Genomic DNA, 12,112 nt, shown 5'->3' with positions numbered 1-12,112 from the left:
TGCAGCGTCGGCGCCGTCGTGGTGCTTCTGTCTCTCGGCGTCCTGCAAGTGGCGGCGTCGGTGCAGGATTTCGCGGGCCCCTTCCCGAGCATCTGGAACGACTTCGCCGGAACCCCCAAATCCATGGCTGTGCCGTGGGGAGGTCTCGCGCTGGCCTTGGTCGGCGTCGATACCCGAACGCGGATGTGGGCTCTCTCGCTCGCGGTGCTGATCGACATGACCGGTGCGCTGCTCAGACTGGAAGCGGGTCGGCCGTTCGCAGTGGGCAACGGAGCGGTCATCGTGCTCGCGGGCCTCGCGGCATACACCGTCTGGCGCCGGGACATCAGCGGCGTGCGGGCGATCTGCCTCGGCGCATTACTTATTCTCGCGACCAAGGCAGGCGACGCCTGGTTGCAAATCACGACCATCGTCCGGCCCTACGTCCTCGACGAATACGCACAGGTCGCCGACCACGCCCTCGGCAACCCGTCCTGGGTCGTCGGCAACTGGCTGGCGGCCCTCGGACCCGTGGCGTACGCCGTGCTGCACTGGGTCTACATTCAGCTGCCCGTGGCGGCCATCGCCATCGCCGTCTATCAGCTGCGCGGAGTAGCTGATGGCAGACCGTGGCCGTCGCACTATCTCGTCCGCACGTTCCTGCTGATCGGTCTGGTGGGTCCTGTCTTCTACATTCTCTTTCCGGTCGTCGGGCCCATGTTCGCGTTCGGCCCTGCGGGCGAGGGCTTTCAGGTCGGCAATCTCTGGCCCGCGGTGATGCCCGACGACTTCACCCCCACAGAAATTGTGTTCGACGAAAACACGGCGCGAAACTGCATGCCCAGCCTGCACACCGCGTGGGCGTTGTCGCTGTTCATTCATTCCCGGCGTGGGCCGTGGTGGCTTCGCTATGGGGGTACCGCCTGGTTGGTCTGCACCCTGGCCGCGACCCTGGGATTCGGCTATCACTACGGCGTCGACCTGGTCGCGGGAGTTGTTCTGTGTCTGACGCTCGAGGCGATCCTGCGCGATCCTGCGCGAGGGTGGGACCGCGCGCGCATTCGTCTGGTCTCGTTCGGCAGCACCGTCATGGTGGTACTGCTGCTGAGCTACCGGTATCTCGCAGTGCCGTTCGGCACCTACCCGGAGCTCTTCGGCCCGCTGATACTGCTGCTGATGGGCGCGGTTGCCGGAATGTTCTATGCGACGTTTTTCGCGACGCCGGGTTCCGCTGTCGCTACCTGGGGTGGGCGGCCCGTCGACGTCATCTCGAGTCGTCCAGGCCCGCATCGTTGACGATGCGGAGTCCGTCGCGGCCACGTTGTTCGCGGTAGGCCACTCGCCCCACGTTGTGCGCGATGATCGGCGCCGTCGCGAGGGTGAACACGCCGACGAGCACGAGCATCCAGATGTCGACGTTTCCGCGTAGTTGAATGACGGCTCCCGTCAGAACCAGGAGCAATCCGACGACCTGAGGTTTGGTGGCGGCGTGCATCCGCGAGAGGGTGTCGGCGAAACGCACGATGCCGACTGCCGCGGTGAAGGCGAGCAAGGCCCCCAACAGGATCAGTACGGCCGAGATGACGTTCAAGACTGCGTTCATCGGTCCTTCACCCGGAATCGTGCGACGCTGACGGATCCGACGAAACTGACCAGCGACAGCGCGACGATGGCCGGGACGATGGTGGTGTCGAGGCTGTAGACCGACCACACGGCCAGACCGCACATCGCCACGGCGAGGATTGTGTCCATGGCAACGAGCCGGTCAAGCGTGCCGGGCCCGTCGAGCAGCCGGTAGGTGGTGATGATGGCGGCAGCGATCAACAGTGCTCCCGCAATGACCAGTACGACGGTCACTTCCAGTCCCCCTTTCTCTCGTCGTCGGCCTTCTTGTCGTCGCGACGCTCGGCGGGGGCCGACAGGTCGTTCGCGACGGCTTCGTCGGTCAGCACGGCGTCTCCCGGTTCGTCCCCGTCGATGCCGTGGTACCGCTCCTCGGCGTGATGAGGGCTCGGCTTCCAGTCCGAGTCCCGTTCGAACGCGGCGATGAACAGATTCTCCAGGCGCCGCACCGAGTGGAAGAACGAGTCGACCGCCTTCTGGCTACCCATGTCGAGGAGGTGCACGTAGATGAGTCGGCGGCTCTGGTCGATCTCGAGCACCATGGTGCCGGGGAACAGGTTCAGACCGTCGACGAACAGCGTCAGCACGAGGTCCGACTTGATGGCGATGCGGAACCGGACGACACCCGTCACCGGCGGCTTCTGCGGACGAATGGCGAGCCATGCCACGTTGACGCTGGACTCGGCCGCGAGGTAGCTGAACAATCCGATCAGCCGCAGCAGCGAGAACACGTGGATGCGGCCCTCGACGGGGACCTTCGGCAGCGGAAGCAGAATCATGATGCCGAGTCCGACGACGATCCCGCCGAGGACGTTGGCGTAACTGACGTTGCCCCACAACAGAACCCACACGGCCGTCAGGAAGGCGAGCGTCCACAGCCGCAGGAGCAGGAAGCGGTTCATGAATCTCATTTGCCCTCCGAAGCGTCCACCATGCCGTCGCCGACGAACTCGGCGCCGCGGACCGCGTCGATGTACACCGACCGGTCCCGCAGGTCTACAGCTGCGCGGTCGCTGATGTCGATGATTCGCCCGGCGAACACCGTCATCGCGAGGCCGACGATGACGAGGCCCACGGTGGGAACGAGCATGAAGACCGGCATCCGGCCGACGTCTTCGCGGTCGGCGAGCTGGATGTCGTCCGAGTCGTCGATCAGAGCCGAGGGGCTGTTGTCGGCGAGGTCGCCCTCGGGTGCGTCGGCGCGCGCACGCCAGAACGCCTTGGTCCAGACGCGGGCCACGACGTAGAGCGTCAACAGGCTGGTGACAGTTCCGCCGGCGACGAGGATCCAGGCGAGCACGCTGCCCTGTGCACTGCCTGCCTGCAGCAGCGCAACCTTGCCGATGAACCCCGAGAACGGCGGAATTCCACCGAGATTGAGCGCCGGGACGAGGAAAACGATGGCAAGAACGGGACTGGCTGCGGCCAGACCACCGAGACGACGCAGCGACGCGGAACCCGCCTGACGTTCGATCAGGCCGACGACGAGGAACAGCGTCGTCTGCACGATGATGTGGTGAGCGACGTAGTAGATGGCTCCGGACAACCCGGACTGCGTCGAGAGTGCCACGCCGAAGACCATGTACCCGATGTGGCTGACAAGGGTGAACGACAGCAGCCGTTTGATGTCGCTCTGCGCGATGGACCCGAAGATGCCGACGAGCATCGTCAGAAGCCCGCAGATCATCAGAACGTTGTCGAGGGAGCCGTCGGGAAAGAGCAGTGTGTGGGCGCGAATGATCGCGTAGACACCGACCTTGGTGAGCAGGCCGGCGAAGACCGCGGTGACGGGTGCGGGCGCCGTGGGGTAGGAGTCCGGCAACCAAGTCGACAGCGGGAACACCGCTGCCTTGATGCCGAACGCGACGAGGAGAACGGCGAACAGAGCGGTGCGGGTGCCCGTCGGGATGTCGTCGAGTCGCGTGGCCATGTGCGCGAGGTTCAGTGTTCCGGTGGCGGCGTAGACCAGTGCGATGCCGATCAGGAAGATCAGCGACGACACCATCGACACCATGACGTAGGAGACACCTGCGCGCACTCTGTCGGCGCTCGCGCCGAGCGTCAGCAGTACGAACGACGCTGCGAGCAGTACCTCGAATCCGACGTACAAATTGAACAGGTCGCCGGCGAGAAACGCATTGCAGATGCCTGCGGTGAGTGCGAGGTACGTCGGCAGGAAGATGGACACCGGCTGATCGTTGTTGCCGTCTCGGATGCCCTGGCCGATGGAGTAGACCATCACGGCGAGCAACACGATCGAGCTGACCACCAGCATCATCGCCGACAGTCGATCGACCACGAGCGAGATGCCGATGGGGGAGTCCCACCCTCCGACCTGCAACGCCGTGGCACCGCCCTCGTCGGCGAGATACAGCAGCATCCCCGAGACGGTGACCACCGCCGTGAGCGCGACGATGGTGATGAGGCGCTGCGCCCGTGGGCGACGACCGAGCACCAGCGTCAGAGCCGCCGCGAACAGCGGGATGAGGACGGGTAGCGGAGTGAGGGTTTCGATGAGGCCGGGGGAGGACATCATTTGCCGCCTCCACGTCGTTCGGTCTCGGTCTCGGTCTTCTCCGTCGAGCTCATCTGCGCGCTGTCGAGGCCGTCGAGCCCCACGAGTTCAGGATCGTCCTCGTCGTCGAAATCGCTCTTCTGCAGGTCCTCGTAGCATTCGAGATCTTCGATGTTCTTCAATTCCTCGATCGGGATGGGATTGCCGTGTGAGTCGAACGCATCGCCGCTGAAACTCGGTTCACCGGTGACCGGATCGTCGGAGCGGTCGCGGTCGGGAGCGTCCGCCATCGACCTGCGCTTGGACACCTTGGTGTCCTCGGGGTCGTTCTCGACGTCGTCCTTGGTGTTGAGCGTGAACGATCGGTAGGCGAGAGCAAGCACGAACGCCGCGATACCCATCGTGATGACGATGGCGGTGAGAATCATGCCCTGCGCCAACGGGTCTGCCATCGTCTCGTGCAGCGACGAGTCCCTGCCGACGATCGGTGGGTTACCGGGCGGGCCTCCGACGGTGAGGATGAGGATGTTGACGCCGTTGCTGAACAGCAGCAACCCCAGCAGCATTTTGGTGATGGATCGTTCGAGCAACAGGTACACACCGGCCGCAGCGAAGATGCCTGCCAGCGTCAGCAGGCCGAGGTTCGCGGTCATGAGGTCTTCACCTGGTTCGGGTTCTCGACCTGGGCATCCAAGCGGGCGCCGAGGCTTCGGAGTACGTCGAGTACGAGGCCCACCACGATGAGGTAGACGCCGAGATCGAAGAACAGTGCAGTGACGAGCTTTATGTCGCCGAGGATGGGGAGCGAGAGCTCCAGCGTCGCCGACGACAGCGCGGGTGCGCCGAAGAACATCGACGCGATCGCGGTACCGGACGCGAACACGAGTCCGAGCCCGAGGATCTTGCCCGCGTCGATCGGAACGGCTTCGCCGAGTTCGTAGCGCCCGCCGGCGAGATAGCGCAGAACCAGCGCGAGCCCGGCGGTAAGCCCGCCGGCGAATCCGCCTCCCGGCGCGTTGTGCCCCGAGAAGAAGAAGTAGATCGACATCACCATGATCGTCGGGAAGATGAGCCGGGTGGTGACCTCGAGGACGAGCGACCGGTGCCGCGGGTCGATCAGGTCGCCGCCGAGCAACCATGTCGTGTCCGAGCTGCCGTTGTCGGACTTGGTGGCCGGCGCGTCTGCGACACGGGGTGCGCTGCCGAATCTGCGATTGCGGAAAACGAGGCTCGCGACGCCGGTGGCGGCGACCAGCAGGACGGAGATCTCGCCGAGGGTGTCCCAGGCGCGGATGTCGACGAGCAGGACGTTGACGACGTTCTTGCCGTCGCCGAGTTGGTACGCGGCGTCGGGTAGCAGCAGCGCGATGGGATCGGTGCTGCGGGCGTTCGTGGCGAACGCGCCGAGGGTGGTGACCGTCGCGCCCACGGCGACGGCAAGTATTGCGCGGGGCACGCGGAAGCCTGCTGCACCGCGGTCGTCCACTTCGGCGGGCAGTTTTCGGAGTACCAGCACGAAGATCACCAGCGTGACCGTCTCGACCAGGAACTGGGTGAGTGCCAGGTCGGGGGCACCGTGCAGGGCGAAGATGACGCCGCAGCCGTAGCCGGTGAGTCCGACGAGGATGACGCTGGCGAGACGGTTGCGCATGACTGTCGCGCCGAGCGCGCCTGCCACCATGATTGCGCCGACGACCAGCTGGAGCGGGGTGTCGTAGAAGCGAACATCGAGGCTGGGTTCGCTGCCCATGGCGAGAAGGATCATCGGCAGCAGCACCATCGTCAGGAGGATGACGCCCTGGGTGAGCGGAAGCGATCCGCGCTGGGTGGTGCCGGTGAGGCGGATGGAGATGGTGTCCATGGATTTCAGGACGCTGTCGTAGGCACGGTCGGCGTTGCCCAGCGGCGGGTGCTCGAATTTGAGGCGGTTGAGCAGGCGGTGGGCGACGAACAGTACGACACCGCCGGTGATCACGATGGCGGACAGCCCCAGTGGGAGATTGAATCCGTGCCACAGTGCCAGGTGGTACGGGGCTTGGCCGTACGAATCGACGGTCTGTGCGTACGGTTCGACGATGCGGCCGACCACCGGCGAGAACACACCGGCGACGGCGCCCAAGACGGCAAGGAACGCCGGCGCCGCGAGGAACAACGCGGTCGGCGGATGCATCTGCGAGACCGCGGGACTCGGCCGACGCAGCTGCTTGCGGCCGAAGGCTCCCCAAACGAAACGAATGCTGTAGGTGACCGTCAGGATCGACCCGATGACGAGGCCGGCGACGACGGCCATACCGGCTATGGGTGACAACGCAGGTGTCGCGAGAGCGGAGGAGAGAGCGGTCTCTTTACCGACGAATCCGAGGAACGGCGGCAACCCGGCCATGCTGGCTGCTGCCAGCCCGGCGACGACGGCGAGTACCGGGGTCGCCTTGCCGAGGTGGGCCAGCTTGCGGATGTCGCGGGTGCCCGTCGTGTGGTCGATGATGCCGACCACCATGAACAGCGTGGCTTTGAACATCGCGTGCGCGAGCACCATCGTCAGGCCTGCGAGCATGGCCTTCTCGGTGCCGAGACCGACGAGAACCATGATGAATCCGAGCTGGCTGACCGTGCCGAACGCGAGGATCAGTTTGAGGTCGAAGGCCCGCAATGCTCGCCAGCCCGCGATGATCATCGACAGCAGGCCGAGGGTGATGACGGTGGCGCGCCACGGACCGGAATCGGCGTACCCCGGGGCCAGTCGCGCGACGAGGTAGATACCGGCCTTGACCATTGCGGCTGCGTGCAGGTACGCGCTGACAGGGGTCGGGGCGGCCATGGCGCCGGGCAGCCAGAAGTGCATCGGGACGATCGCGGATTTCGAGAGCGCGCCTATGAGGATCAGCACGATGGCGACGCCGGGAAGCCAGCCCGAGGGGGCGTCGGCGATGACGTCGGAGAGGTTGTAGCTGCCTGCGGTCTGGCCGAGGACGATGATGCCGACGAGCATTGCGAGCCCGCCCGCGGTGGTGACGAGCAGTGCCTGCGTCGCGGCGCGCCTCGACGATGCACGCTCGGCGTAGTGGCCGACGAGCAGGAACGACAGGACGGTGGTGATTTCCCAGAATGTGTAGAGGAGCAGCATGTTGTCGCTGGTGATGAGCCCGAACATCGCTCCGGAGAACGCGACCATTTCGGCGGCGAAAATACCGAGGCGGGGTTCGTCGTCTTCGAAGTAGCGCGCGCAGTAGAAGAGGATCAGCGCGCCGACACCGAGTACGAGCAGTGACATGATCGCGGCGAGCGAGTCGAACCGCATGTCGATGTTCATCGACAGCCCGGGGACCCATTCGATGCTCAGAGCCTGCTCGGTGTTCCAGTGGGCGATGACCCAGACGAGACTGCCGAGCGGTGCGAGCGCCAGGGGGAAGAACGCATTGCGGCCCCACCACCGGACCAACAACGGCGCGCACACCGCCATCACGGCGTGCGCGAGCAAGATAGCGAGCAAGTTTCGAACTCCGTCGTCTCTTTGGTCGCATCGGCCTCGCAGCCGACGCGGTGGTCGTTGGGGCGGCGTCGAGGACTGTTCGCTCGGGAGCCGAGTACTCGTGGCTCGAGTACGGGGGTTGACACCATCCTACTTACGCGACCGCCGTAGCCGCACTGCGCATGCGCGGAGGTCTTAACGGCCGGAGTCTGTAGTCCTACTCTAGTAAATAGAACGGTTGATAAAGGAGTTGGTTGATAATGAGCTCCTCCGAAGACGAGTCGTCCGGGCTTGACGAGGCCTTCATGGCGCTCGCCGACCCGGTGCGCCGCGCCATCGTGGCTCGCCTCAGCCGCGGACCGCAGACGGTGAACGATTTGGCTGAACCGTTCGAGATCAGCAAGCAGGCCGTCTCCCGGCACATTCAGGTTCTCGAGAGCGCCGGCTTGGTCACCCGTTCGCGGGACGCCCAGCGTCGGCCCGTGCACCTGGACGCGGCTCGGCTCGAGGAGCTGACCGCATGGATCGACAGGTATCGCATCATCCACGAACAGCAATTCAGGTCGCTAGACGCGCTCCTGAAGAACACGAAGGAGTAGGACAATGTCCAATCCCGTCATCGTCACCGTGCCCGAGGGCGTCCCGTTCATCACGATCACCCGCGAGTTCGACGCACCCGTCGAGGCCGTCTTCCGGGCGCACAAGGAGCCCGAGCTCGTCGCGCAGTGGCTCGGCCCGCACGGCTACGACATGAAAATCGACACGTACGACTTCCGCACCGGCGGGCGCTACCGCTACGTGCACACCGATCCCGCGGGCAACCAGTTCGCGTTCAACGGCGTCTTCCATGTCGTTCGGGACAACGAGTTCGCCATCCAGACGTTCGAGTACGAGGACTTCCCTGACGTGGTCAGCATCGAGTCGATGACCTTTCTCGACCTCGGCGACGGTCGTACCCGGCTCGAGGGCCGCAGCGTCTACCCGTCGATCGAAGCGCGCGACGGGATGGCGCAGAGCGGAATGGAGAAGGGCGTCACCGACGGCTACGAGCGTCTCGACCGCATCGTCGAAGGAAAGTGAGCGTGATTCGTACTGCCGGGCTGGCGTACGTGCGAAACCGTCGGATGATTCAGGCCAGATCGGTCGGCAAGTCCGCGTTCTACATGGCGGGCGGCAAAATCGATCCCGGCGAGACGGCCGAGGAAGCGCTACGCCGCGAAATTCGCGAGGAGCTCGATGTCGATCTGGTGAACATCGAGCTTCTCGGCGTCTTCGAAAGCGAGGCGTGGGGTCACCCGCCCGGTACGGCGCTCGAGATCACATGTTTTCGGGCGAGCCCGACGTCGGAACCCGCGCCGGCCAGCGAGATTGCAGAGATCCGGTACTTCACGCGCGACGAGTACGCCGCGATGCCGGATGTCGCCCCGGGCTCGCTCATGGTGTTCGACCGGATGCGAGAACTCGATCTGATCGATTGAGAGGAATGCGGAGCTGAGGTACGTTGTTGGCAGGAGAACGTACGTTCTCCCAACCTAGACGCTTCAGGAGCTTCCATGACGAGCTTGTCCCAGAAGGCCACAACCCTCCTCGAACTTCACAAGCCGGGCAACCCGGTCGTACTCCCCACCGTGTGGGACGCCTGGTCCGCGAACCTCGCCGTCTCCGCGGGCTTCGCAGCGCTCACCGTCGGAAGTCACCCCGTCGCGGACTCGGTCGGCAAAGCCGACAACGAAGGCATGACCTTCGAAGACCTGCTCACCCGCGTCGCTCAGATCACCGCCGCCGTCGACGTACCGCTGTCCGTCGACATCGAGTCCGGCTACGGCGAAGACCCCAAGCGGCTCATCGAGGGCCTCATCGAGGCAGGCGCCGTCGGCCTCAACATCGAAGACACCGTTCACAGTGAAGGCGGGCGACTCCGCGAGGCACAGGAACACGCAGATTTCGTCGGCGCCCTCCGTGCAGCCTCCGACGCGACCGACATTCACGTGGTCATCAACGCGCGCACCGACCTGTTCGTCAAGCAGGTCGGCGACGAGAACGACCGAGTCGACCGCGCCATCGCGCGCCTGAAGCTGGCGGCTACTGCCGGTGCCGACTCGCTGTACCCCGTCGGATTCCACAACGACGCCGACTACAAGCGTCTCGCCGAAGAGTTGCCGTTGCCCATCAACGCGATCGCAAACCCCGCCGACGGCGACCTGTCGCACTTCGCCTCCCTCGGCGTGGGACGCATCAGCTTCGGCCCTCTGCTTCAGGGGGCGCTCGCCGGTGAAGCAGGCAAGCTCCTCGCTCGCTGGAAGTAACCCCTCGCGATGCGTCGGTGGCGTGATCGCGACTTCTCACTCGCCGCGATCACGCTGCTAGCGTGCGGCGCTGTACGCCTTCAGATGCGCGACCTGCTCGGGATCGAGCGAGGGTCGCACGGCCGCCCGCGCCGCGTCGACATCCGCTGCGGTCACGTCGGTAGCATCCATCGACCGACGCATTGCCGTGAGTGCGGCCTCGCGTAGCAGTGCTGCGCAGTCTGCCGCCGAATATCCGTCGAGATCCTCTGCGAGAGCGTCGAGGTCGACGTCCCCCGCCAGCGGCACCGATTTGCCCGACGCCCTGAGAATCGCGCCGCGTGCCTCGGCGTCGGGAGGCGGTACGAACACCAGCCGCTCGAGCCGGCCCGGCCGCAACAGCGCGGGGTCGATGAGGTCGGGCCGGTTGGTAGCGCCGAGCACCACTACGTCACGCAGCGGCTCGACGCCGTCCAGTTCGGTGAGCAATGCGGCAACGACCCGATCGCCGACGCCGGAATCCGAGCTCTGCCCGCGCCGCGGAGCCAGCGCGTCGACCTCGTCGAGGAAAATCAGCGACGGCGCAGAGTCACGAGCACGCTGAAACAGTTCGCGCACAGCCTTTTCCGAAGATCCGACCCACTTGTCCATCAGCTCGGCGCCCTTGACGGCATGAACGCTGAGTTGGCCGGAGCTCGCCAATGCGCGGACGAGAAAGGTCTTGCCGCATCCCGGCGGCCCGTAAAGCAGGACGCCGCGAGGTGGTTCGATGCCCAACCGCGAGAATGAATCCGGATGCCGCAGTGGCCACAGAACCGCTTCGGTGAGGGCCTGTTTGGTCTCGACCATGTCGCCGACGTCGTCCAGCGTGATACTGCCGATCGCCAATTCCTCGGCACCCGAGCGGGACAGCGGCCGGATCACGTCGAGGGCGCCCAGCATGTCTTCCTGCACTATTCGCGGTTCGGATTGCTCCGAACTTGCCCGTGACGCCGCCCGCAGCGCCGCTTCACGGACCAGGGCAGCGAGGTCGGCGACGACGAATCCCGGTGTGCGAGCGGCAATGTCGCCAAGCGTGAGGCCGTCGGTGGGCGAGGTGCGCAGCAGATGTTCGAGCAGTGCCGTACGTCCGGCGCCGTCCGGAAGAGACAGCGTCAGCTCGCGGTCGCACAGGTCCTGCGAACGCAACCGCGGATCCGTGTCTTCGGGGTGCGCCGTTGTTGCCACGAACGCGATGCCCGGGGTGTCGACGGCTCGGCGGAGTCGGTCGAGCACCAGCGTGGACGCAGGTTCGGGCGCCCCGGGAAGTAGAGCGTCGATGTCTGTGACGAGGAGGACGCCACCGCCTTCGAGGCGTGCAACCGCTGAGGTGATGGCGTCGACGCGGGCAGATGCGTCGAGTGCGCCGATCGACGGTCCATCCAGTTCGACCACCGTGCGGTCGGCGAGCACGGCGCGCGCCAGGGTGGACTTGCCGACACCTGCCGGGCCGGTGACGAGCACCCCGAGGTGCGGGGAGGCGCCGAGCGTGGCCAGCAGTTCGGACTCGTCGAGGGCCAGCCGTAGCCATTCGGACAGCTTGGACCGTTGATCCGCAACGCCTACCAGTTCGGTCACGGGTATGGCCGGAGCCCTGTTCGGCTCGGGCGCAATTGCCCTTCCCTCACCCCAGCTGACGGCTGAATTGGGCTGCACGCTGACCGGGCCTGCCGCAGGATCCGTCGACGACACCGTCAACAGTTCGGTCGTCCACGCGACGCCGAAGGTGCGTGAGAGTGCTTGCGTCGCTGCGCTCGTGCTCGTCCCGGGTCCGAGGTCGCGGGGCAGGAGAGACACGGTGTCACCGAGGCTGACGACCTTGCCGAGCAGCGCCTGCCGAAGCGTGGTCTCGGAGATCGATCCGACGGCAAGCGCCGAACCGGACACGGTGACCGACTTCGCGCCGTACACCGTCACCGGGGACACCGCGATCGAGCCGCTGTCCTTGATGCCCGCGTTGGACAGCGTGACGTCGTCGAGCAGGGCCGTTCCGTGCGGCGAGGAGTCGGGCGCCGTGCCTGCCACTGCCGCGGTGCGACGTGAACCGACCAGCGCGATGGCGTCCCACTCGCGAATACCCAGAGCTGCAAGCACTTCCGGGTGCAGCCGGACCACGCCTCGCCGGGCGTCGGCTGCGGAGGTGTTGAGGCGAGCGGTCAGGACCAGCTCCGGACCGGTCATCGCGGGCTCCTCGGTCGACGC

Annotated in this window: 12 protein-coding genes; 5 read left to right on the top strand and 7 right to left on the bottom strand. The window is 65.7% G+C overall.

Features of this window, described 5'->3' with window-relative positions:
* The coding region (locus WBQ44_RS09155) for a phosphatase PAP2 family protein (protein WP_495566387.1) at window positions 1-1,275 on the top strand (1,275 nt) is incomplete at its 5' end.
* On the opposite strand, the gene mnhG is transcribed toward WBQ44_RS09155, so the two are convergent.
* Genes mnhG through WBQ44_RS09125 form a run of 6 tightly spaced genes read right to left on the bottom strand, consistent with a single transcriptional unit; the run spans window position 1,244 to window position 7,607 of the window.
* A complete protein-coding gene (gene mnhG / locus WBQ44_RS09150) occupies window positions 1,244-1,582 on the bottom strand; it encodes a monovalent cation/H(+) antiporter subunit G (RefSeq protein WP_495566386.1) in 339 nt (112 codons plus the stop codon). The genes WBQ44_RS09155 and mnhG overlap by 32 nt on opposite strands.
* Window positions 1,579-1,836: a monovalent cation/H+ antiporter complex subunit F gene (locus tag WBQ44_RS09145; RefSeq protein WP_495566385.1), complete on the bottom strand. Its 258-nt coding sequence runs from the start codon at window positions 1,834-1,836 to the stop codon at window positions 1,579-1,581. Before WBQ44_RS09145 ends, mnhG begins: the two co-directional genes overlap by 4 nt.
* Window positions 1,833-2,504, bottom strand: a complete 672-nt coding sequence (locus WBQ44_RS09140; protein WP_495566390.1) for a Na+/H+ antiporter subunit E — start codon at window positions 2,502-2,504, stop codon at window positions 1,833-1,835. Before WBQ44_RS09140 ends, WBQ44_RS09145 begins: the two co-directional genes overlap by 4 nt.
* Window positions 2,505-2,509: 5 nt before the next feature.
* Window positions 2,510-4,138, bottom strand: a complete 1,629-nt coding sequence (locus tag WBQ44_RS09135; protein WP_495566384.1) for a Na+/H+ antiporter subunit D — start codon at window positions 4,136-4,138, stop codon at window positions 2,510-2,512.
* Window positions 4,135-4,770 carry a Na(+)/H(+) antiporter subunit C gene (locus tag WBQ44_RS09130; RefSeq protein ID WP_495566383.1) on the bottom strand — a complete coding sequence of 212 codons (636 nt, stop codon included), beginning with the start codon at window positions 4,768-4,770 and terminating at the stop codon, window positions 4,135-4,137. The genes WBQ44_RS09135 and WBQ44_RS09130 overlap by 4 nt, the downstream gene beginning before the upstream one ends.
* The gene (locus WBQ44_RS09125) at window positions 4,767-7,607 is read right to left on the bottom strand and encodes a Na+/H+ antiporter subunit A (protein ID WP_495566382.1); all 2,841 of its coding nucleotides are present in this window, start codon (window positions 7,605-7,607) and stop codon (window positions 4,767-4,769) included. The genes WBQ44_RS09130 and WBQ44_RS09125 overlap by 4 nt, the downstream gene beginning before the upstream one ends.
* Before the next feature lie 239 nt (window positions 7,608-7,846).
* On the opposite strand from WBQ44_RS09125, the gene WBQ44_RS09120 reads away from it, so the two are divergent.
* From WBQ44_RS09120 to WBQ44_RS09105, 4 genes are all read left to right on the top strand, one after another.
* A complete protein-coding gene (locus WBQ44_RS09120; protein WP_495566381.1) occupies window positions 7,847-8,185 on the top strand; it encodes an ArsR/SmtB family transcription factor in 339 nt (112 codons plus the stop codon).
* A gap of 4 nt (window positions 8,186-8,189) precedes the next feature.
* On the top strand, window positions 8,190-8,666 hold the full coding sequence (locus tag WBQ44_RS09115) for an SRPBCC family protein (RefSeq protein WP_495566380.1): 477 nt from the start codon (window positions 8,190-8,192) through the stop codon (window positions 8,664-8,666).
* Between the two features lie 44 nt (window positions 8,667-8,710).
* Complete coding sequence (locus WBQ44_RS09110) at window positions 8,711-9,064, top strand: NUDIX hydrolase (RefSeq protein ID WP_495566389.1); 354 nt, start codon at window positions 8,711-8,713, stop codon at window positions 9,062-9,064.
* Between the two features lie 75 nt (window positions 9,065-9,139).
* Window positions 9,140-9,892 (top strand): isocitrate lyase/PEP mutase family protein, encoded by a 753-nt coding sequence (locus WBQ44_RS09105; RefSeq protein WP_495566379.1) that lies wholly within the window; start codon window positions 9,140-9,142, stop codon window positions 9,890-9,892.
* 57 nt (window positions 9,893-9,949) lie between these two features.
* Here the strand turns inward: WBQ44_RS09105 and WBQ44_RS09100 are convergent, their stop codons facing one another.
* Window positions 9,950-12,091 carry an AAA family ATPase gene (locus WBQ44_RS09100; RefSeq protein WP_495566388.1) on the bottom strand — a complete coding sequence of 714 codons (2,142 nt, stop codon included), beginning with the start codon at window positions 12,089-12,091 and terminating at the stop codon, window positions 9,950-9,952.
* Between the last annotated feature and the right edge of the window lie 21 nt (window positions 12,092-12,112).

The organism is Rhodococcus sp. (in: high G+C Gram-positive bacteria), from assembly GCF_049591685.1.
GTDB lineage: Bacteria > Actinomycetota > Actinomycetes > Mycobacteriales > Mycobacteriaceae > Rhodococcoides.
This window is presented reverse-complemented; position numbering and strand designations above follow the sequence as displayed.